General features: G+C 67.6%; 20 protein-coding genes and 1 tRNA gene. 4 read left to right on the forward strand and 17 right to left on the reverse strand.

Annotated features, from left to right (window positions below):
• Positions 1 to 39: 39 nt before the first annotated feature.
• The 4 genes from IQ458_RS00595 to IQ458_RS00610 form a co-directional block, all read right to left on the reverse strand.
• Entirely contained in the window at positions 40 to 699 is a 660-nt protein-coding gene (locus IQ458_RS00595; protein ID WP_203321590.1) for a thiopurine S-methyltransferase, read from the reverse strand.
• A complete protein-coding gene (parC, locus tag IQ458_RS00600; protein WP_203321591.1) occupies positions 699 to 2,942 on the reverse strand; it encodes a DNA topoisomerase IV subunit A in 2,244 nt (747 codons plus the stop codon). The genes IQ458_RS00595 and parC overlap by 1 nt, the downstream gene beginning before the upstream one ends.
• 117 nt (positions 2,943 to 3,059) lie before the next feature.
• Positions 3,060 to 3,437 (reverse strand): carboxypeptidase-like regulatory domain-containing protein, encoded by a 378-nt coding sequence (locus IQ458_RS00605; protein WP_203321592.1) that lies wholly within the window; start codon positions 3,435 to 3,437, stop codon positions 3,060 to 3,062.
• 134 nt (positions 3,438 to 3,571) lie between these two features.
• Positions 3,572 to 3,656 (reverse strand) — tRNA-Leu (locus IQ458_RS00610).
• A 96-nt stretch (positions 3,657 to 3,752) separates the two neighbouring features.
• On the opposite strand from IQ458_RS00610, the gene rnr reads away from it, so the two are divergent.
• The 3 genes from rnr (at position 3,753) to IQ458_RS00625 (ending at position 8,260) form a co-directional block, all read left to right on the forward strand.
• Entirely contained in the window at positions 3,753 to 6,182 is a 2,430-nt protein-coding gene (rnr, locus tag IQ458_RS00615) for a ribonuclease R (protein WP_203321593.1), read from the forward strand.
• Between the two features lie 102 nt (positions 6,183 to 6,284).
• Positions 6,285 to 7,031, forward strand: a complete 747-nt coding sequence (gene rlmB / locus IQ458_RS00620; RefSeq protein ID WP_183643107.1) for a 23S rRNA (guanosine(2251)-2'-O)-methyltransferase RlmB — start codon at positions 6,285 to 6,287, stop codon at positions 7,029 to 7,031.
• A 35-nt stretch (positions 7,032 to 7,066) separates the two neighbouring features.
• On the forward strand, positions 7,067 to 8,260 hold the full coding sequence (locus tag IQ458_RS00625; protein WP_203321594.1) for a DmpA family aminopeptidase: 1,194 nt from the start codon (positions 7,067 to 7,069) through the stop codon (positions 8,258 to 8,260).
• Positions 8,261 to 8,275: 15 nt separating this feature from the next.
• Here the strand turns inward: IQ458_RS00625 and IQ458_RS00630 are convergent, their stop codons facing one another.
• Complete coding sequence (locus IQ458_RS00630; protein ID WP_183643104.1) at positions 8,276 to 8,815, reverse strand: helix-turn-helix domain-containing protein; 540 nt, start codon at positions 8,813 to 8,815, stop codon at positions 8,276 to 8,278.
• Between the two features lie 116 nt (positions 8,816 to 8,931).
• On the opposite strand from IQ458_RS00630, the gene rhtA reads away from it, so the two are divergent.
• Complete coding sequence (gene rhtA, locus IQ458_RS00635) at positions 8,932 to 9,822, forward strand: threonine/homoserine exporter RhtA (RefSeq protein ID WP_328805016.1); 891 nt, start codon at positions 8,932 to 8,934, stop codon at positions 9,820 to 9,822.
• A gap of 21 nt (positions 9,823 to 9,843) precedes the next feature.
• On the opposite strand, the gene IQ458_RS00640 is transcribed toward rhtA, so the two are convergent.
• The 12 genes from IQ458_RS00640 to pstS all read right to left on the reverse strand — a co-directional run bounded on the left by IQ458_RS00640 (position 9,844) and on the right by pstS (position 19,228).
• Positions 9,844 to 10,356 (reverse strand): O-acetyl-ADP-ribose deacetylase, encoded by a 513-nt coding sequence (locus IQ458_RS00640; protein WP_183643098.1) that lies wholly within the window; start codon positions 10,354 to 10,356, stop codon positions 9,844 to 9,846.
• Positions 10,356 to 10,937 carry a methyltransferase family protein gene (locus tag IQ458_RS00645; protein WP_183643095.1) on the reverse strand — a complete coding sequence of 194 codons (582 nt, stop codon included), beginning with the start codon at positions 10,935 to 10,937 and terminating at the stop codon, positions 10,356 to 10,358. The genes IQ458_RS00640 and IQ458_RS00645 overlap by 1 nt, the downstream gene beginning before the upstream one ends.
• A 48-nt stretch (positions 10,938 to 10,985) precedes the next feature.
• Positions 10,986 to 11,609, reverse strand: a complete 624-nt coding sequence (rnt, locus tag IQ458_RS00650) for a ribonuclease T (protein ID WP_183643092.1) — start codon at positions 11,607 to 11,609, stop codon at positions 10,986 to 10,988.
• A gap of 121 nt (positions 11,610 to 11,730) precedes the next feature.
• Positions 11,731 to 12,480 carry an HvfC family RiPP maturation protein gene (locus IQ458_RS00655; protein WP_203321595.1) on the reverse strand — a complete coding sequence of 250 codons (750 nt, stop codon included), beginning with the start codon at positions 12,478 to 12,480 and terminating at the stop codon, positions 11,731 to 11,733.
• Positions 12,473 to 13,327, reverse strand: a complete 855-nt coding sequence (locus tag IQ458_RS00660; protein ID WP_425504621.1) for an HvfB family MNIO-type RiPP peptide maturase — start codon at positions 13,325 to 13,327, stop codon at positions 12,473 to 12,475. The genes IQ458_RS00655 and IQ458_RS00660 overlap by 8 nt, the downstream gene beginning before the upstream one ends.
• 77 nt (positions 13,328 to 13,404) lie before the next feature.
• Positions 13,405 to 13,851 carry an HvfA family oxazolone/thioamide-modified RiPP metallophore gene (locus tag IQ458_RS00665; RefSeq protein ID WP_183643086.1) on the reverse strand — a complete coding sequence of 149 codons (447 nt, stop codon included), beginning with the start codon at positions 13,849 to 13,851 and terminating at the stop codon, positions 13,405 to 13,407.
• A gap of 66 nt (positions 13,852 to 13,917) precedes the next feature.
• On the reverse strand, positions 13,918 to 14,454 hold the full coding sequence (locus tag IQ458_RS00670; protein WP_192197549.1) for an RNA polymerase sigma factor: 537 nt from the start codon (positions 14,452 to 14,454) through the stop codon (positions 13,918 to 13,920).
• A 132-nt stretch (positions 14,455 to 14,586) separates the two neighbouring features.
• Complete coding sequence (gene phoU / locus IQ458_RS00675; RefSeq protein WP_183643080.1) at positions 14,587 to 15,297, reverse strand: phosphate signaling complex protein PhoU; 711 nt, start codon at positions 15,295 to 15,297, stop codon at positions 14,587 to 14,589.
• Between the two features lie 121 nt (positions 15,298 to 15,418).
• On the reverse strand, positions 15,419 to 16,237 hold the full coding sequence (gene pstB, locus IQ458_RS00680) for a phosphate ABC transporter ATP-binding protein PstB (RefSeq protein WP_183643077.1): 819 nt from the start codon (positions 16,235 to 16,237) through the stop codon (positions 15,419 to 15,421).
• The gene (pstA, locus tag IQ458_RS00685; RefSeq protein ID WP_183643074.1) at positions 16,230 to 17,081 is read right to left on the reverse strand and encodes a phosphate ABC transporter permease PstA; all 852 of its coding nucleotides are present in this window, start codon (positions 17,079 to 17,081) and stop codon (positions 16,230 to 16,232) included. The genes pstB and pstA overlap by 8 nt, the downstream gene beginning before the upstream one ends.
• A gap of 1 nt (position 17,082) precedes the next feature.
• On the reverse strand, positions 17,083 to 18,054 hold the full coding sequence (gene pstC / locus IQ458_RS00690; RefSeq protein WP_183643071.1) for a phosphate ABC transporter permease subunit PstC: 972 nt from the start codon (positions 18,052 to 18,054) through the stop codon (positions 17,083 to 17,085).
• 76 nt (positions 18,055 to 18,130) lie between these two features.
• A complete protein-coding gene (gene pstS, locus IQ458_RS00695; protein WP_225562209.1) occupies positions 18,131 to 19,228 on the reverse strand; it encodes a phosphate ABC transporter substrate-binding protein PstS in 1,098 nt (365 codons plus the stop codon).
• Between the last annotated feature and the right edge of the window lie 215 nt (positions 19,229 to 19,443).

A 19,443-nucleotide genomic window follows, 5' to 3' on the forward strand; every position in this document is an offset into this window, starting at 1 on the left:
AGATGAAGCTCCCCGGCGGCGACGCCGGGGTGTTTTTTTTCAGGCGCGCTTTCGCAGCCGGTAGAGCGCCGTGTGCAGGGCGGTGACGCCCTCGGCGCGGAAGCTGGCCTCGCTGGCGAGGATGTCGCGGCGCTCCAGCCGCTCGATGTCCCAGCGATTCGCGAACAGGCGCTGGACTTCGGCTTCGTCGACCGAGAACGGCGGGCCGTTCTTTTCCGGTTGCGGATATTCCAGCGTGATCAGCAGGCCGCAGCAGCCCGCGGGCAGCCGGCCGTAGACCTCGTTGGCGTAGCGTGCGCGCAGTTCCGGCGGCAGCGCGATCAACGCGGCGCGATCGTAGACGGCCTCGCATGTCGCCAGGGTGGCGGCGTCCAGCGCGAACACGTCGCCGAGCATCAGCTCGATGCCATCGACCGCGTGCAGGCGACCGGCCGGCGTGTCGGTGACCCGCGGACGCAGGTCGTTTTCCTCGAAGAACTGCCGCACGGCGAGCGGCGACAGTTCGGCGCCCAGCACCGGATGGCCCTGCGCGGCCAGCCAGATCATGTCCAGCGTCTTTCCCGCCAGCGGCACGAACACCCGCCCGCCGGCGGGCACCGCCAGCGCCGGCCAGTGCTGGACCAGCAGCGGCATCACCTCTTCCCGATGGAAGCCGATGCGGCCCTCGCGCCAGCGTTCCAGCCAGAACTCCGGCTGCATCACTCCACCCCGAGCCCGTCGACCTTCTGCCAGCCGCGCGGCAGCAGGCCGCCACGGGTCGCGCGCGCGCCGAGGTAGGCGTCCAGATCCTTGAACGACAGCGACATCGTGCGCTGTCCGCTGCGTACCTGCAGGGTGTTGCCCGGAGACACGGCGGCGATCGCGACCACCCGTTCGGTGCCGAGCTTGGCCTTGGGGATGTCGATGATCTTGTTGCCCTTGCCCTTGTCCAGTTCCGGCAGCTCGCTGATCGGGAACGCCAGCAGGTGGCCGGCGGTGGTCACCGCGACGATGCGGTCGGTGTCCGGATTGGCGATCGGGGCCGGTTGCAGCACGCGCGCGCCGGTGGTCAGGTTGAACATCGCCTTGCCGGCCTTCTGGCGGCCGGTCAGGTTCTCGAAGCGGGTGACGAAGCCGTAGCCATGCGAGGACGCCAGCACCAGCCGGGTGTCGTTGTCGCCACTGGCCAGGGCCTGGAACGAGGCGCCTGCGGCCGGCGAGAATCGGCCCGTCAGTGGTTCACCGTTGCCGCGCGCGGAAGGCAGGGTGTGCACGGCGGTGGAGTAGCTGCGGCCTTCCGAATCCAGGAACGCCACCTGCTGGGTGCTGCGCGAACGCACCGCCGCCAGCAGGCTGTCGCCTTCGCGGTAGGACAGTCCGGCGGCGTCGACTTCATGGCCCTTGGCCGCGCGGATCCAGCCCTTCTCCGACAGCACCACGGTCATCGGCTCGGCGGCCACCAGATCGGTTTCGTCCAGCGCCTGCGCGGCATCGCGCTGCACCAGCGGCGAGCGACGGGCGTCGCCGAACTTCTTGGCGTCGGCGGTCAGCTCGTCCTTGATCAGCTTCTTGAGCTTGGCCTTGGATTCCAGGATGGACTGCAGCTTTTCGCGTTCGGCGGCCAGTTCGTCCTGCTCGCCGCGGATTTTCATTTCCTCCAGCCGCGCCAGCTGGCGCAGCTTGGTGTCGAGGATGTAGTCGGCCTGATCCTCGGTCAGCTTGAACCGCGCAATCAGCGCGGGCTTGGGCTCATCCTCGGTGCGGATGATGCGGATGACCTCGTCCAGGTTGAGGAACGCGATCAACAAGCCTTCCAACAGGTGCAGGCGGCGATCGACCTTCTCCAGCCGGTGCTTGAGCCGGCGGGTGACGGTTTCGTAGCGGAAGCTGAGCCATTCGGTCAGCAGCATCTTCAGGTTCTTGACCTGCGGACGCCCGTCCAGGCCGATGATGTTGAGGTTGACCCGGTAGCTCTTTTCCAGGTCGGTGGTGGCGAACAGATGGCCCATCAACTGTTCGACGTCGACCCGGTTGGAACGCGGAATCAGCACCACCCGCACCGGGTTGGCGTGATCGGATTCGTCGCGGATGTCCTCCAGCCAGGGCAGCTTCTTGGCGCGCATCTGGGTGGCGATCTGTTCGATCACCTTCGAGGGCGAGACCTGGTAGGGCAGGGCGTTGATGACCAGGTTGCCGTTTTCCCTGGCGTAGGTGGCGCGGGCGCGCACGCTGCCGTTGCCGGTTTCATACATCGCCCGGAGATCCGACAGCGGCGTGATGATCTCCGCGGTGGTGGGATAGTCCGGGCCATGCACGTGTTCGCACAGGTCGGCGACAGTGGCGTCCGGATCATCGATCAGGCGGATGCACGCGCTGACGATCTCGTTGAGGTTGTGCGGCGGCACGTCGGTGGCCATGCCCACGGCGATGCCGGTGGTGCCGTTGAGCAGCAGGTGCGGCAAGCGCGCCGGCATCCAGGTCGGCTCTTCCAGGGTGCCGTCGAAGTTGGGCGTCCAGTCCACCGTGCCCTGGCCAAGCTCGCCCAGCAGCACTTCGGCGATCGGGGTCAGCTTGGCCTCGGTGTAGCGCATGGCCGCGAACGACTTGGGATCGTCGGGCGAACCGAAGTTGCCCTGGCCCTCGATCAGCGGATAGCGGTACGAGAACGGCTGCGCCATCAGCACCATCGCCTCGTAGCAGGCGCTGTCGCCGTGCGGGTGGTACTTGCCAATGACATCGCCGACGGTGCGCGCGGACTTCTTCGGCTTGGAGGCGGCGCTGAGCCCCTGTTCACTCATCGAATAGATGATCCGGCGCTGCACCGGCTTGAGGCCATCGCCGATGAAGGGCAGGGCGCGGTCCAGCACCACGTACATCGAGTAGTCCAGGTAGGCGCGTTCGGCGTACTCGCGCAGGGGGATCTGTTCGAAGCCGTGGAAGGAGGTGCGGATGGTGTCGCTCATCGGTTGCGTCGGTCTGCGGGTTGTTCCAATCGGGCAATTCTACCGGTCAACGGCCTGATCCATGCCCAAAAGAAAAGGCCCCGCGATGCGGGGCCTTCCTGGCGAAGCGAGTGGAACTCAATTGCCGGCGGACGGTGCCGGTGACGGCGCGGGATCCGCCCCGGTCGCGGCGTCGCCGGCCTTCGGGGTCGGCGGCCGCGCGGTACCGCCCGGACGCAGGGTGACCGTGGCATTGAGGACGTTCTCCTCGCCACGGACAATCTTCACCTCATAGGTGCCCAACGGGAGCGAGCGAAACCGGTACTTGCCGTCTTCATCGGCCATGGTCTCGCGCTTGAGGCCGGTGCCGGTATTGGCGACGTACACCTTGTCGCCGGGCGACGCGTCGCCGTTGATGTTGCCGTCGGCGCGCTGCGCAAACGCCGTGAATGCCACCAGCAGGAGTGCCGTCGCCGCAGCGAACAGTCCCGCCTTCTTGCCGAATGCCTTGATCATGTCCTTCTCTCCCTGAGGAGAGCGCACATTCACGCGCCGCCCCAGGGCGGGGACAGTGGCGGAAGTCATGGTTACAGATACAAAAAAACCCGCCGGAGCGGGGTTTCGTGTCGGCGGATTCCGCCGGTTTGCAGTGGTGCCCAGGAGAGGACTCGAACCTCCACGGTTTTACCCGCTAGTACCTGAAACTAGTGCGTCTACCAATTCCGCCACCTGGGCGAGGTGTGCAGGCCGCGAATTCTGGAGGTCGCGTCGGACTTTGTCAACGGTTGTTTTTCTCACGGCCGGCATTCAGGCGGGGTGTAACATGGCCGCATGAGCAAAAACACAAGCAGGAAAGGCGGCAAGGCCGCACCCGGAAAGGGCAGCAGGGGCGGCGCCGGAGCCGCATCGGGTGGTCCGCGCAAGAAGGCCGCGCTCCCACCCTGGATGCCGGATCTGCCGCCGTCGCGCGGCAAGGCCGCGGCGCCGAAACCGTCCCCCGGGCGTGGCCCGCGGCCCGGCGGACGTGGCTCCTCCTTCACCGATCCCCATGCCGCGCGCGAAGCCGCGCGCTACGACAACCCCATTCCCAGCCGCGAGGCCATCCTCGGCCTGCTGGAAGCGTCGGACGGCCCGCAGACGGCCGAAGAGATCGCCCCCCGGCTGGGCCTGACCGCGCCGGACCGTTTCGAGGCGCTGGGCAAGCGCCTGGCGGCCATGCTGCGCGACGGGCAGGTGGTGCAGAACCGCCGCGGCGGCTATGCGCCGGTGCAGCAGACCGACCTGGTCGCCGGCGTGGTCATCGCCAATCCGGACGGGTTCGGTTTCCTGCGCCCGGATGCCGGCGGCGATGATCTGTTCCTGCCGCCGTACGAGATGCGCAAGGTGATGCACGGGGATCGCGTGCTGGCCAACGTCACCGGCATCGATCACCGCGGCCGCCGCGAAGGCAGCATCGCGCGGGTGCTCGAACACCGCCTGACCCGCTTGATCGGGCGCTTCGGTTTCGAAGCCGGCATCGCCTACGTGGCGCCGGATGACAAGCGCGTGCAACGCAACGTGCAGATTCCGCCGGACGCGACCCAGGGTGCGCGCGACGGCCAGTTGGTGGTCTGCGAACTGACCCAGCCGCCGGACGCGCGGCGTCCGCCCATCGGCAGGATTCTGGCGGTGCTTGGCGACAAGCTGACGCCGTCGCTGGTGGTGGAAGCCGCCATCCACGGCCACGACATTCCCCACGAGTTCCCGCCGGAAGTGCTGGCCGAGGCCACCGCCGTGCCGCTGGTGGTGGAGGAAGGCATGCTGGACGGACGCGTGGATCTGCGCGCCGTGCCGCTGGTCACCATCGATGGCGAGGACGCCAAGGATTTCGACGACGCGGTCTACTGCGAGACCAGCCGTACCGGCTTCCGCCTGATCGTCGCCATCGCCGACGTGTCGCATTACGTCCGTCCCGGGACGCCGCTGGACGACGAGGCGCAGAAGCGCGCGACCTCGGTGTACTTCCCCGGTTTCGTGGTGCCGATGCTGCCGGAGACCCTGTCCAACGGCATCTGCTCGCTGAACCCGAAGGTCGATCGCATGTGTTTCGTCTGCGACATGCAGATCGATCACGACGGCCAGGTCACCCGCTCCAAGTTCTACGAAGCGGTGATGAACTCGCATGCGCGCCTGACCTATACCCAGGTCTGGAACGCGGTCGGCCTGGACGACGAGGAGGCGAAGCGCCAGGTCGGCGCGCAGTTGCCGCAGGTCGAGCGCCTGCACCAGCTGTACCAGGTGCTGGCCAAGGCGCGCCAGCAGCGCGGCGCGATCGAGTTCGAATCCTCCGAGGTCCGCTTCGTGCTGGACAACCGCGGCGAGGTCACCCAGGCGGGCATGCTCCAGCGCAACGACGCGCACAAGCTGATCGAGGAATGCATGATCGCGGCGAACGTGGAGGCGGCGAAGTACCTGCTGCAGAAACGCGTTCCCGCGCCATACCGCATCCACGAGAAGCCGCCGGAATCCAAGTTCGAGGATCTGCTGGAGTTCCTCAAGGAATTCAAGTTGAGCCTGCCGGCCTGGGGCAAGGTGCAGCCGCGCGACTACACCAGGCTGCTGAAGAAGATCCGCGACCGTCCGGATGCCGCATTGCTGGAATCGGTGCTGCTGCGCAGCCAGAGCCTGGCGGTCTACGCGCCGGACAACGTCGGCCACTTCGGCCTGGCGCTGGAGGCGTACGCGCATTTCACCTCGCCGATCCGGCGCTATCCGGACTTGCTGGTGCACCGTGCGATCAAGTACGCGCTCAAGGGCGGCAAGCCCGACAAGTACCTGTATCCGCCGCACGAGATGGCCGCGCTGGCGCTGCAATGCTCCGAGCGCGAGCGCCGTGCCGACGAGGCCGAACGCGAGGTCGACGAGCGCTACCGCGCGGCGTGGATGGAAAAGCACATCGGCGGCCAGTTCGAAGGCGTCATCAGCGGTGTGACCAGCTTCGGCCTGTTCGTCGAACTGGACGAATCCAAGGTCAACGGCCTGGTCCACGTCACCCAGCTGCCGCACGACTATTACCACTTCGATCCCATCCGCAAGACCCTGTCCGGCGAACGCCGCGGCAAGCAGTACCGGCTGGGCGATCGCGTGCGCATCATCGTGCTCAAGGCCAGCCTGGAAGAGCGCAAGATCGACTTCCGCCTGGTCGAGGACAAGGCGGAGCAGGGCGTGCCGGCGCCCCCGCCGCGCGGCCAGCCGGCGAAGCGCAAGAAGCAGGCGTACTGAATAGCCGGGATTGGGGATTCGGGATTGGGGATTGGTGGCTTGCCGCGGATCTTCCAGGACGTGTCCCCATCCCGAATCCCTCATCCCGAATCCCCAATCAAAATGAGCAAACAGAACCAATGGATTGTCGGTGTCAACGCGGTGGCCTCGGCCATCGAGAACGATGCCGATAACGTGCGCGAGGTCCTGGTCGAGGGCGGCAGCAAGAACGCGCGCCTGACCGAGATCGAGGAGAACGCGCGCCGCAAGGGCATCGAGGTGCGCCGTGTGACCGCGCAGGCGCTGGACGGCGTTGGCGGCAGCGTGCGCCATCAAGGCGTCGCCGCGCGCTATGCGGCCGCGCGAACCTGGGACGAGAACGAACTGGAAGGCCTGGTCGAGGCGGCCGAAGGCAAGGCGCTGCTGCTGGTGCTGGATGGCGTGCAGGATCCGCACAACCTCGGCGCCTGCCTGCGCAGCGCGGCGGCGGCTGGGGTGACCGCGGTGGTGATTCCGAAGGACAAGTCGGCCACGGTCAACGCGACCGTGCGCAAGACCTCGGCCGGCGCGGCTGATCGGATTCCGGTGGTGGCGGTGACCAATCTTTCGCGCTGCCTGCGGGATCTGCAGAAGCAGGGCGTGTGGATCTACGGCCTGGCCGGCGAAGCCGACGCGTCGCTGTACGCCACCGACCTGCGTGGCAACGTCGCGCTGGTGCTCGGTGGCGAGGCCGATGGCCTGCGCCGGTTGACCCGCGAGCACTGCGACGGCCTGGTGAAGATCCCGATGCCGGGCGACATTGAAAGCCTCAACGTGTCGGTGGCCGCCGGCATCACCCTGTTCGAGGCGGTTCGCCAGCGCCTGGGCTGAGCCGCGTCGGCGGCGAAGACGATAGGATGGCGCGCATGCCTACCATGCGCCCCTTCCGTTCCGTCCTCGCGCGGCTGCTCGCCGTCACCCTGCTGATGTCCGCTGCCTGTGCCGCGTCGGCGCAGTCGTCCGAACGCGTGCGCGCCCGTGATCTGGGCGTGGCGCCGGGCATCTTCCCCACCGGCACGCATAACGCCATCACCGACGTGGCCGGGGTACGGGTGGGGCAGGTGACCCTGCGCGAGGGCGAGCGCGTGCGCACCGGCGTCACCGCGATCCTGCCGCATGCCGGCAACGCCTACCGTTCGCGGGTTCCGGCGGCGCTGCATGTCGGCAACGGTTTCGGCAAGTTCATCGGCGCCACCCAGGTGAACGAACTGGGCGAACTGGAAACCCCGATCCTGCTGACCTGCACGCTGTGCGTGTGGAAGGCCGCCGACGCGATGGCGGCGTGGCTGCTGGAACAACCGGACATGCTGCAGGTGCAATCGATCAATCCGGTGGTGGGCGAGACCAACGATGGCGGCCTGAACGACATCCGCGCGCGACCGGTGACGGCCGAGGCGGTGCGCGAGGCCTTGACCGGCGCCCGTGACGGACCGGTGCAGGAAGGCAGTGTCGGCGCCGGCACCGGCACGGTCGCCTTCGGCTGGAAAGGCGGCATCGGAACCTCGTCGCGGGTGTTGCCGGCCTCGCTGGGTGGCTGGACGGTGGGCGTGCTGGTGCAGAGCAACTTCGGCGGCGTGTTGCAGGTGCAGGGCGCGCCGGTCGGCCGTGAGCTGGAACGGTTCGCCTTCCAGGAAGCGGTCGCCGCCAAGCTGCCGGATCCGGGGCTGGCCGACGATCGCGGTGACGGGTCGATCATCCTCATCATCGCCACCGATGCGCCGCTGGGCGATCGCAACCTCGGCCGGGTTGCCTCCCGCGCGATGATGGGGTTGGGCAGGACCGGCAGTTCGGCCTCCAATGGCAGCGGCGACTATGCGCTGGCATTCTCCACCGCCGAATCGGTGCGCCGCCGCTTCGGCGAACCTCGCCGCACCACCACCGAACTGGCCAACGACGAAATGAGCGCGGTGTTCCAGGCCACCACCGAGGCGGTGGAGGAAGCGATCTACAACTCGCTGTTCATGGCCACCACCACGCACGGCAATGGCCAGACGGTCGAGGCGATTCCGCTGGACCGCGTGCGGGCCATCCTGGCGAAGTACGGCATCCGCCCGCGCTGAGATTCCGCCGCGGGCTCAGTGCACCACGTTGCGGACGAAACGCAGCGGAACGGTGCCGTCGTTGCGGTAGGCGTAGTCGCGATCGCTGGGGAAGACGAAGAAATCGCCCGCGTCGATCCGCTGTTCGCCTTCCGGCAATTCCAGGGTCAGGCAACCTTCGATGATGTAGAACATCTCGTGCCAGCCGGCCGGATCTGCGAACGAGGTGTAACGCTCGCCCGGCATCAGGGTCCAGGACCAGAATTCGACTTCGCCGCGGGCCGGAACGCTGGCCAGCAGGACCGCCTGCGAGGCGGGATCGCGGCCGCTCCAGGCCAGCGCCTCGATGCGCTCGCGGCTGGCCCCGACTGGCGCCTGGACCAGATCCGCGAACTTCACCCCCAGCGCCTCGGCGATCCGATCCAGCGTGTTGAGGCTGACGTTGGCGTCGCCCGACTCGATGCCGACCAGCATGCGCCGGCTGACCTCGGAGGCGTCGGCCAGGGCCTGCTGGCTCAGGCCCGCGGCCTGGCGCAGGCGGCGGACATTTTCGGCGACGTGTTCCAGAACGCTCATGAAGTAATTGCGCAATATGTTGCACAGCGGTTAAGCTGCCCTTGTGCAATATAGTGCACCTAATCCTCCTCCTCAAGCGCCGACCCAAGCCGGGGCCGGCGATCGCAGGTCATGTCGTGAACACCGTCCGTACCTCCTCCCATCACTCGCTGTGGCTGCCGATTGGCCTGCTGCTGATTGCGATGGCGTCCATCCAGCTCGGCGCCTCGCTGGCCAAGAGCCTGTTCCCGGCCGTGGGCGCCTCTGGCGCGACCGCGCTGCGACTGGGCGTGGCGACCGTGCTGCTGGCGGTGGCGTTCCGGCCGTGGCGGGTACGGGTCCAGCGCGACCAATGGCCGGCGTTGCTGGTCTACGGCGCGTCGCTGGGCCTGATGAACCTGCTGTTCTACAAGGCGCTGGAAACCATTCCGCTGGGCATCGCGATCTCGCTGGAGTTCACCGGCCCGCTGGCGGTCGCGCTGTTCGGCTCGCGCCGGCTGCGGGACGTGGCTTGGGTCGCGCTGGCGGTCGCCGGCCTGCTGATGCTGCTGCCGAAGGGGCAGGAGCAGGCGCTGGATCCGGTCGGCATGGCCTATGCGCTGGGCGCGGGCCTGTGCTGGGCGCTGTACATCCTGTTCGGACAGAAGGCCGGCGCCGAACACGGCCCGCAGACCGTGGCGCTGGGATCGATCATCGCCGCCGCGGTCGCGGTGCCGTTCGGCATCGCCCATGCCGGCACCGATCTGTTGTCGCCGGCGTTGTTGCCGGTGGCGCTGGCGGTCGCGCTGCTGTCGACGGCGATTCCGTACAGCCTGGAAATGGTCGCGCTGACGCGGCTGCCGACCCGCACCTTCGGCATGCTGATGAGCCTGGAGCCCGCGTTCGGCGCGATGTCCGGCCTGCTGTTCCTGCACGAGCAGCTCAGCGGAATGCAGTGGCTGGCGATCGGCGCGATCATCCTGGCCTCCGCCGGCACCGCGATGACCGCGCGGGCGCCGGTGCATGAGCCCGGCGCGGGCGAGGGCTGACAACCCGCGACTTCGCGCGGATCAGCCGGATGCCAGCAGGCGTCGGTAGATCGCCAGGTCGTCCGCGGAGAAACAGCAGAAAAGCACGAGGTCGGGCATTTCCTCCCCGGCGAGTTCCACCCGCACGGTGTCGACCGCGATGCGCGCGGCCGGTTCCGCGGGAAAGCCGAAGATACCGGTGCTGATGCACGGGAACGCGATGCTGCGCAGGCGGTGCGCGCGCGCCAGTTGCAGGCTGCGCCGGTAGCAGGAAGCGAGCAACGCCGCTTCATCGTGATCGCCGCCACGCCAGACCGGCCCCACCGTGTGGATGACATGCCGCGCCGGCAGGCGATGGCCGCCGGTGATCTTCGCGTCGCCGGTCTTGCAGCCGCCCAGCAGGCGGCATTCGGCGACCAGCGCCGGCCCGGCGGCGCGATGAATCGCGCCGTCCACGCCACCGCCCCCCAACAGCGAGCTGTTCGCCGCGTTGACGATCGCGTCCATCGCCAGGGTGGTGATGTCGGCGTGGCGTGCGTCCAGGCGAGCGGTCATCAGAACAGTCCCGGAATCAGCGCGCGGGTACGACGCTGGTAGGCGAGATAAGGCTCGCCGAAGCGTTCGCGCAGCCAGCGCTCCTCGTGGCGCAGCTTGTACCAGAACGAGGCGGCGACGATGGCCAGGGCCAGCAGGCCGCGCCAGTCGCCCACCGCGATGGCGGTGCCGAGGAAGGCGAGCAGGAGCCCGCTGTAGATCGGATGGCGCACATGGCGGTATGGCCCCGCCTGGATCAGTTCATGGTCGCGCTTGATCTGCACTTCGCTGCTCCAGTTGCGGCCGAGCAGGAACCGCGCCCAACACGCCAGGCCAAGCCCGGCCAGCGTCAACAGCAGGCCGACCGTTTTGACCGAAACGTTCTTCGGGACGAACCGCTCCTGCAACAGGCTGTCGCCGAACCATTCGCCGGGGCCGAGCAGCACGATGGCGAGCGCCAGCGGCAACCAGTAGGCGCACAGGCGCAGCCACAGCGGCTCGGCGCGGACGACCGGCTTGGTGTCGCGCGCGCTGGCAATCCAGTACAGCAGGAAGCCGAGCCAGGGCAGGTAATGCAGCCATCCCGGGATTGCTTCGTACATCGCATGCTCCGGCTTGGAAGAAGCGCCGGGCGCATCGCGGGCGAGGAATCAGACCGGCGAAGGCCAGGCGTTGGCGATCTTGCAGAACAGCCGCGCGGTCTGCTCGGCGTCGTACACCGCCGAGTGCGCGTCTTCGGCGCTCCACTCGAAACCGGCGGCCTGCACCGCGCGCGCCAGCACGGTCTGGCCGTAAGCCACGCCGGCCAGGGTCACCGTGTCGAACACGCTGAAGGGGTGGAACGGGTTGCGCTTGTGGCCGACCCGGGTCACCGCGGCATTGAGGAAGTTGAGATCGAAATGCGCGTTGTGGCCGACCAGGATCGCGCGCTGGCAGCCGTGCCGCTTGACCGCCGCGCGCACCGGCGCGAACACGTGATCCAGCGCCTCGCGCTCGGGCTTGGCGAAGCGGAACGGGTGATCCAGGACGATGCCGGTGATTTCCAGTGATTTCGGATCGATGTCCAGCCCGGGCGCGGGATGCAGGTGCGCGCTGGTGGTCTGGCCGGGCACGAACAGGCCGTTCTCGTCGAGCTCGATCGGCACCGCCGCCAGTTCCAGCAGGGCGTGGCGGTTCCAGTCGAAGCCGCCGGTCTCCACGTCCACCACCACCGGCAGGTAGCCGCGGAAGCGGCGGGCCATGGGCGTGGTGGCGGGCAACTCGGCGGCGTTCATGGGCGACAGGGTAGCAGAGCGCGACGACGCTTTTGCTGCGCGCGGATGAATGCGGATCGATGCCGCGCGTCGTACCCGATATCGAAACCGGCGGGCAGCCGATGGTCGCGCGGCGACGAACTCAGCCGGGCAGGGCGGTACCCAGCAGGCTGCCTTCGCGGCGCATCCGCACCAGCATCGCCTCGCCTTGCGCGATGAAACCGTCATCGGCCGGCACGCCGGCTTCGACCGCCAGTTGCCGCAGGGTCTGGCGGCCGCTCAGGCGACGTTCGCCGAGCAGCTCGAACAGGCGATAGACCAGCGGCGACAGATCCGCGAAACGGATCGCGTGGTCCGAGTCGCGGCGAACGAGCAGCAGGGTTGGTGTGGCTGGCGGTACCGACGGCCGGTACTCCGGCCCGATGCGCGGCACCGGCCACTGGTAGGCGAGCGCCCAGGCCCATGGCGAAGTGACGGGCATGCCATCCAGCAGATCGCCATCCGGATCATGGCGCGGCGCGGGCTCGTCGCTGATCTGCAAGGCCAGTTCCACCCATTCGTAATGCGCCAGTTCGGCCAGCCAGGGCGCGTCTTCGCGGACCGGACAATCCTGCAGGAAGCGGATGAATTCCCGCGCCACCTCCGGAAACAGCGGCGTGTGGCTGCGGTGCCGCGCATAGAATCCGCGTACCAGTGCGCGCCAGTCCGTATCGCCCAGGGTCTGGCGGATGACCGGGAAATTGCCGGCCAGCAAGCCTTCGATGTTGTTGAAGAACAGATCCCGGTAGATCGCCATGCGGCGATCCTCGATGCCGGGCGGCGCGGGATACCGCTGCGGATCACGCAGGTGCCGCGCGAACGCGAACTGCTGCTCGCGCAAATGCTCAGCCATGCGCGCTCTCGCGTGGCGCGGCCTGCGCCTGCAAGTCGCGGATGCGACCGAGTTCGGTCAGCAGCATCGCCAGCGGCGGGAAGTTGAAGTCGCGTTCCAGCAATGTCGGGCGCACGCCATGCAGGCGATAGGCGTCCGCCAGCAGTGTCCAGACGTCTTCCTTCACGTCGGCGCCATGGGTGTCGATCTTCAGATCGTCGGCCTCGTCGTAGTGGCCGGCGATATGGTACGAGGCGATGCGCCGCGACGGCATGCGCGCAAGGAAGCCGCGCGCGTCATAGCCGTGGTTGATCGCGTTGACGTAGATGTTGTTGACGTCCAGCAGCAGATCGCAGTCGGCTTCGTCCAGCACCGCGTTGACGAAATCGACTTCGGCCATGGCCTGGTACGGCGCCGCGTAGTAGGACACGTTCTCCACCGCGATGCGCCGGCCCAGCGCGTCCTGCACCTGGCGGATGCGGGCGGCGACGTGGTGCACCGCTTCCTCGGTGAACGGAATCGGCATCAGATCGTAGAGATGGCCATCGTCGGCGCAGTAGCTCAGGTGTTCGCTGTACAGCGCGACCTGGTGGCGATCCAGGAAACGGCGGGTGCGCGCCAGGAAGGTATCGTCCAGCGGTTCGACACCTCCCAGTGACAGCGACAGGCCATGGCAGGTCAGCGGCACGCGCGAGGTGAGTTGTTCCAGCGCTTCGCCCAGGCGTCCGCCCACGCCGATCCAGTTGTCCGGCGCGCATTCGAGGAAATCGAAATCGCCGGGCGCGGCGGCCAGCAATTGATCCAGCAGCGCGCGGCGCAGGCCGAGGCCGGCGGAGACGGGCGCGGGAGACAGGTGGGAGGAAACCACGTCGGCAGCGGGGAAGCGGTGGCCCGGCCATCACCCTCCCCCGGACGGGGGAGGGCACGGAACACGGGCCGGTCGGATCAGGCCGCGCCGCCGCACTTGCCTTCGCCGCACTTGCCTTCGTGCGCGGCCTTGCCGTCGGCCTTGGCGCCATCCTTCTTGTCGCCGCCGCACTTGCCTTCACCACACTTGCCCTCGTGATGGGCCTTGGCCTCGGCGGCATCGATGAAGCCGTCCTTGTTGGTGTCGATGGCGGTGAACTTGTCGCTCTTGCCGGGATGGGCGGTGTCGAACTCGGCCTTGGAGACCTTGCCGTCCTTGTCGGTGTCGGCCTTCTCGATGCCGCACTTGCCTTCACCGCACTTGCCCTCGGCCGTCTTGGCATCGGCGGCCTTGGCATCCTGGGCGGCAAGCAGGTAACCCTGCGAGAGCGGTTCCATCGCGAAAGCCGAACCCGCGAGAACGATTCCGCCGGCCAGCGCGGTGCACATGGCGAGGGCGACGGGCTTCTGGTTGGACTTGGACATTGCAGTTTCTCCAGTTGAGGTGCGGGGGTTCCGCACGGCAGGGGGCGCCAGTGTAATCCGGCGTTGTTAGGGAAGTGTGGGGTCTGCGCCGAGGTATTCGCGGGCCAGCGCGCGGGCCCGGTGCAGGCGGGATTTGACCGCCTGCGGGGTCAGCTGCAGCTGTTCGGCAAGCTCTTCGATGGTCATGCCTTCCAGGTCGCGCAGCAGGAGGATCTGGCGGTAGTGGGCTGGAAGCGTTTCCAGCACCCGCGCGACGTCATGGCCGAGTTCGACCGGTTCGAAATGGATGGGAGGCAGCAGGTCCTCGGTCACCGCCTCTCCGGTCAACAGGCGCAGGCCGCGCTTGAGCCGGTTGCACTCCCGCTTGACGATGCGGAACAGCCAGGAAGTGAAGGCCTCGACCGCGCGCAGGTCGCCGATCCGGCGGGATACCAGCAGCAGGCTCTCCTGCACGGCGTCCTCGGCGTCGTTGACCACGCAGTGGTATTCCGCGTAGCGGCGCAGGTTCTGCCGCGAAATCGCCAGCACGCGCTGCAACGCCGCCGCGTCGCCGGCGCGCGCGGCCATCAGGTCCTCGATGCTTGCGATGGCTGCTCCACTCATCCGTCGTCGTTCTCCGTCGGTCAGCATCGCGCGTCCGCGCCATGTCCGCCAGCTGGAAAGAGAACGGGGGCGGGCGAAAGGATTCGCCCGCCCCCGGATTGGGTCAGCCGCTATTCAGCCCTGGAGCAGGGATCAGATCGCGCCGGTGGTGCTGGTCTCGTCACGCTTGTCGCGGGCCGGCAGCGGCTGGTCGCCGTGGATCAGGAACCATACGTTCTCGGCGATGTTGGTCGCGTGGTCGCCGATGCGTTCCAGGTTCTTGGCCATGAACAGCAGGTGCGTGCACGGGGTGATGTTGCGCGGGTCTTCCATCATGTAGGTCAGCAGCTCGCGGAACAGCGCGGTGTAATGGGCGTCCAGTTCGGCGTCGCGTTCGCGGACCTGCAGGGCGTGGGCGTCGTCGTTGTTCTGGTAGGCCACCAGCACTTCGCGCACCTGCTGCGCGGCCAGCTTGCCCAGCGCGCGCAGACCGGTGATCTGCGGCATCGGCGGCGAGACGTTGAGGGCGATGGAGCGCTTGGCCACATTGGCGGCGTAGTCGCCGATCCGCTCGATGTCCGCCGGGATGCGCAGGCCGGCGAGAATCTCGCGCAGGTCGCGCGCCATCGGGCCGCGCAGGGCCAGGTGCATCACGTCATGGCTGATCTGCTGTTCCAGCGTATCGATGGCCTCGTCGTTGGCGATGATGCGCTGGGCGGCGCGGTCGTCGCGGCGTTCGATGACATCGAGGGCGGCTTCCAGTTGCGCCACGGCGATCTCGCCCATGCGCACGATCTCGGCCACCAGCCGGCGCTGTTCTTCGTCGTAACTTTTCACAATGTGCTCGTGCGGTTGGGTGTTCATGGATGAGGGCCGGGATTGGTGATTGGGGATTCGGGATTGGCAGGAGCGGACGGGAGCGGGGAGGGGCGGGGAGTCGTGCTTGCGAATCCCCAATCCCGAATCCCCAATCCCGCGGGGCGTTTCATCCGAAACGTCCCGTAATGTAATCCTCGGTCTGCTGCTTGCTGGGCTTGGAGAAGATCGTCGCGGTGGCATCGTGCTCGATCAGCTCGCCCAGGTACATGAAGGCCGTGTAGTCGGAAACACGCGCGGCCTGCTGCATGTTGTGGGTGACGATCGCGATGGTGTAGTCCTGCTTCAGCTCCTCGATCAGCTGTTCGATCTTGCTGGTCGAGATCGGATCCAGCGCCGAGGTCGGCTCGTCCAGCAGGATCACGTCCGGACGCAGGGCGACCGCGCGGGCGATGCACAGGCGCTGCTGCTGGCCGCCGGACAGGCCCAGCGCGCTCTGCTTCAGCTTGTCCTTCGCCTCGTCCCACAGCGCCGCCTGGCGCAGGGCCTGCTCCACGCGCACGTCCATGTCGGCACGGCCGATGCGCTCGTGGTGGCGGATGCCGTAGGCGACGTTTTCATAGATCGTCATCGGGAACGGCACCGGCTTCTGGAACACCATGCCCACCTTGCTGCGCAGGCGGTTCATCGGGTACTTGGGATCCAGGATGTTCTGGTCGTCCAGCAGCACCTCGCCCTTGGCTTCCAGCTTCGGGTACAGCGAATAGATGCGATTGAAGATCCGCAGCAGGGTCGACTTGCCGCAGCCGGACGGGCCGATCAGCGCGGTGACCCGCTTTTCCGGGATCTCCAGGTTGATGCCCTTCAGGGCATGGAAACCGCCGTAGTAGAAATCCAGGTTCTTGGCCGCCAGCTTCACGCGGGCCGGCGCGCCGGCCTCGACTTCGCGCTGCGGGGTCGCGACCGAGATACGGGCCACGTCATTCATGGGTCACCTTGTTTCGCAGGAGGATGGTCCGGGCCAACAGACTGAGCAGCAGCACCAGCGCGGTCACCAGGAACGCACCGGCCCAGGCCAGCGAGTTCCAGGAGTCGTACGGGCTCATGGCGTACTGGTAGATGACCATGGGCAGGTTGGCCATCGGCTGCATCAGGTCGGTGCTCCAGAACTGGTTGTTGAAGGCGGTGAACAGCAGCGGCGCGGTTTCGCCGCTGATGCGCGCCAGCGCCAGCAGCACGCCGGTCACCACGCCGGGCAGGGCCGAGCGCAGCAGCACCTGGGTGGTCACCTTCCATTGCGGCACGCCCAGCGACAGCGCGGCTTCGCGCATCTGCTGCGGCACCAGCCGCAGCATCTCGTCGGTGGTGCGGACGATCACCGGCAGGGCGATGAAGGCGAGCGCGACCGCGCCCGCCAGGCCGGACCAGTGTCCCATCTGCGCCACCATCACGGTGTAGATGAACAGGCCCAGCACGATGGACGGCGCCGACAGCAGGATGTCGTTGACGAAGCGGATGGTCTCGCCCAGCCAATGCTTGTTGGCGTACTCGGCCAGGTAGGTGCCGGCGGCGATGCCGATCGGCGTGCCGAGCACGATCGCCAGCAGGCTGATCACCACGCTGCCGAAGATGGCGTTGAGCAGGCCGCCGGGTTCATTCGGCGGCGGCGTCATCATGGTGAACAGGTCCAGGTTCAGGCTGCCAAGGCCCTTGGTGATCGTGGTCCACAGGATCCAGACCAGCCACATCAGGCCGAAGATCGCCGCGGCGATCGACAGGGTCAGCGCGATGACGTTCTTGACCTTGCGCCAGGTGTACAGGGAGGCGGACATGTCAGTTGCCCTCGCGCTTGGCGAGCTGGCGCAGCATCAGGCGGGCGGCGGCCAGCACGATGAAGGTCAGCAGGAACAGGGTGAAGCCCAGCAGCAGCAGCGAGCCGCGGTGCAGCGGGTCGGTGGCTTCGGCGAATTCGTTGGCGATGGTCGCAGCGATCGAGGTGCCCGGTTCCAGCAGCGCCGCGCTGATCGCGTAGGCGTTGCCGATGACGAAGGTCACCGCCATGGTCTCGCCGAGCGCGCGGCCCAGGCCGAGGAACACGCCGCCGATGACCGCCGAACGGGTGTAGGGCAGCACGATGTCCCACATCACTTCCCAGCGGGTCGAACCGAGCGCGTAGGCCGATTCCTTCAGCCGGCCGGGCACGGTCAGGAACACTTCGCGCATCACCGAAGACACGAACGGGATGACCATGATCGCCAGCACCAGGCCGGCGGTCAGCATGCCGATGCCCAGCGGCGGGCCGGAAAACAGCAGGCCGATGCCGGGAATCTGGCCCAGGTTCTCGTCAATCCAAGGATAGACGTATTCGCTCAGTTGCGGCGCCAGCACGAACAGGCCCCACATGCCGTAGATGATCGAGGGGATGCCAGCCAGCAGTTCGATCGCCATGCCGACCGGCCCGCGCATCCAGGTGGGCGCGACCTCGGTCAGGAACAGCGCGATGCCGAAGCTGACCGGCACCGCGATCACCATCGCGATGGTGGCGCTGACCAGGGTGCCGTAGATCGGTACCAGCGCGCCGAATTCGCGCGTGCCCACGTTCCATTCGGTGCTGGTGAAAAAGCCCAGGCCGAAAGTCTGCAGGGCTTCACGGCCGCCCCACAGCATCGACAAGGCGGCGGCGATCAGGGAGATCAGGACGAACAGGCCGGCGGCGGTGAGCGTCCAGCGGAACAGGCGATCGGCGCGCGCGTCGCGGGCGGTGCGCAGATCGACCAGGGAAGCGGGGAGGGCGGCGGTATTCATGCGGTCGGGAAGTCCGGGCCGGCGTTGCGTGGGGGGAGGCGTGGCCGCGGTCAGGCGGCCACGCGCGGGGCACGGATCAGAGCTTGATTTCCGCCGCCCAGTACGCTTCGACCTGCTTCACCAGTTCCGGCGGCAGCGGCACGTAGTCCAGCTGTTCGGCCTGCGGCTTGCCCTGTTCGTAGGCCCACTTGAAGAAGTCCAGCGTGTTCTTCGCGCGCGCCGCATCCTTGGGCTGCTTGTAGACCAGGATGAAGTTGGTCGCGGTGATCGGCCAGGCGTCCGCGCCCGGCGCGTTGGTGATCACCAGGTTGAAGTCCTTGGCACCGGCCCAGTCGGCGCTGGCGGCGGCGGCGGCGAAGCTTTCCGCGGTCGGCTGCACGAAGTTGCCCGCGGCGTTCTGCAGCGAGGCGTAGGCCATCTTGTTCTGCTCGGCGTAGGCCAGTTCGACGTAGCCGATGGAGTTCTTCAGCTGGCGCACGTAGGCGGCCACGCCCTCGTTGCCCTTGCCGCCGACACCGCCGGCCCAGTTCACCGAGGTGCCTTCGCCCACCTTGCTCTTCCACTCCGGGCTGACCTTGGACAGGTAGTTGACGAAGTTGAAGGTGGTGCCCGAGCCGTCGGAGCGGTGCACGCTGTTGATCTTCTCGGCCGGCAGCTTCAGGCCGGCGTTGAGGGCGACGATGGCCGGGTCGTTCCAGGTGGTGATCTTGCCGAGGAAGATGTCGGCCAGGACCGGGCCGCTCAGCTTGAGCTGGCCGGACTCGATGCCGGCGACATTGATGACCGGAACCACGCCGCCGATGACCGACGGGAACTGGCCCAGGCCGGCCTGCGCCAGTTCTTCCGGCGACAGCGGCTTGTCGGAGGAACCGAAATCGACCGTGGCCGCCTTGATCTGGGCGATGCCGCCGCCGGAACCGATCGACTGGTAGTTGATCTTGGCGCCGGTGCTCTGGTTGTAGTCGCTGGACCAGCGGGCCATCAGCGGATAGATGAACGAGGCGCCCGCGCCGGTGATCTCGGCGGTCACCTTGGCCGCGCCGGTGCCGGCGTCCTGGCCGGCAGGCGTGGTGCCGGAGGCCGCCGGGGCGTCGGAGGCGGGCTTGCAGCCGGCGACGAACAGGGTGGCGGCGACGGCGAGGGCCGCGAGGCGGACCGGCGAAGCGAAGGACATGGCGGGCTCCATAACGTGGGCGGTTTGTGTCATGCCGGCTATGAAATGATGTTTTTGTTACAGCGTGATGACATTGTGGCCGGCGTCGGATTTCCGGCACTCGCCACGGACCGGGAGGTAGGAGCGCCGTCCCCGGCGCGAGCTCTTCCGACCCGCCGCCTGGTCGGTACCCGGTGACCCTGGATGGGGTGAGGCAGGGTCCTCCGATTGGCGCG

This window comes from Pseudoxanthomonas beigongshangi, assembly GCF_016820515.1.
GTDB classification, from domain to species: Bacteria; Pseudomonadota; Gammaproteobacteria; order Xanthomonadales; family Xanthomonadaceae; genus Pseudoxanthomonas_A; species Pseudoxanthomonas_A beigongshangi.

Bases quoted from the DNA above. Each gene is read 5' to 3' on its own strand.
- IQ458_RS00640 (WP_183643098.1), bottom strand. From the start codon at position 10,356: ATGACCGCTCGCCTGGACGCACGCCACGCCGACATCACCACCCTGGCG.
- IQ458_RS00605 (WP_203321592.1), bottom strand. From the start codon at position 3,437: ATGATCAAGGCATTCGGCAAGAAGGCGGGACTGTTCGCTGCGGCGACG.
- pstB (WP_183643077.1), bottom strand. From the start codon at position 16,237: ATGAATGACGTGGCCCGTATCTCGGTCGCGACCCCGCAGCGCGAAGTC.
- rnr (WP_203321593.1), top strand. From the start codon at position 3,753: ATGAGCAAAAACACAAGCAGGAAAGGCGGCAAGGCCGCACCCGGAAAG.
- IQ458_RS00645 (WP_183643095.1), bottom strand. From the start codon at position 10,937: ATGTACGAAGCAATCCCGGGATGGCTGCATTACCTGCCCTGGCTCGGC.
- IQ458_RS00665 (WP_183643086.1), bottom strand. From the start codon at position 13,851: ATGTCCAAGTCCAACCAGAAGCCCGTCGCCCTCGCCATGTGCACCGCG.
- pstC (WP_183643071.1), bottom strand. From the start codon at position 18,054: ATGAATACCGCCGCCCTCCCCGCTTCCCTGGTCGATCTGCGCACCGCC.
- rnt (WP_183643092.1), bottom strand. From the start codon at position 11,609: ATGAACGCCGCCGAGTTGCCCGCCACCACGCCCATGGCCCGCCGCTTC.
- IQ458_RS00625 (WP_203321594.1), top strand. From the start codon at position 7,067: ATGCCTACCATGCGCCCCTTCCGTTCCGTCCTCGCGCGGCTGCTCGCC.
- pstA (WP_183643074.1), bottom strand. From the start codon at position 17,081: ATGTCCGCCTCCCTGTACACCTGGCGCAAGGTCAAGAACGTCATCGCG.
- IQ458_RS00670 (WP_192197549.1), bottom strand. From the start codon at position 14,454: ATGAGTGGAGCAGCCATCGCAAGCATCGAGGACCTGATGGCCGCGCGC.
- rlmB (WP_183643107.1), top strand. From the start codon at position 6,285: ATGAGCAAACAGAACCAATGGATTGTCGGTGTCAACGCGGTGGCCTCG.
- IQ458_RS00655 (WP_203321595.1), bottom strand. From the start codon at position 12,480: ATGGCTGAGCATTTGCGCGAGCAGCAGTTCGCGTTCGCGCGGCACCTG.
- IQ458_RS00630 (WP_183643104.1), bottom strand. From the start codon at position 8,815: ATGAGCGTTCTGGAACACGTCGCCGAAAATGTCCGCCGCCTGCGCCAG.
- pstS (WP_225562209.1), bottom strand. From the start codon at position 19,228: ATGTCCTTCGCTTCGCCGGTCCGCCTCGCGGCCCTCGCCGTCGCCGCC.
- parC (WP_203321591.1), bottom strand. From the start codon at position 2,942: ATGAGCGACACCATCCGCACCTCCTTCCACGGCTTCGAACAGATCCCC.
- phoU (WP_183643080.1), bottom strand. From the start codon at position 15,297: ATGAACACCCAACCGCACGAGCACATTGTGAAAAGTTACGACGAAGAA.
- IQ458_RS00595 (WP_203321590.1), bottom strand. From the start codon at position 699: ATGCAGCCGGAGTTCTGGCTGGAACGCTGGCGCGAGGGCCGCATCGGC.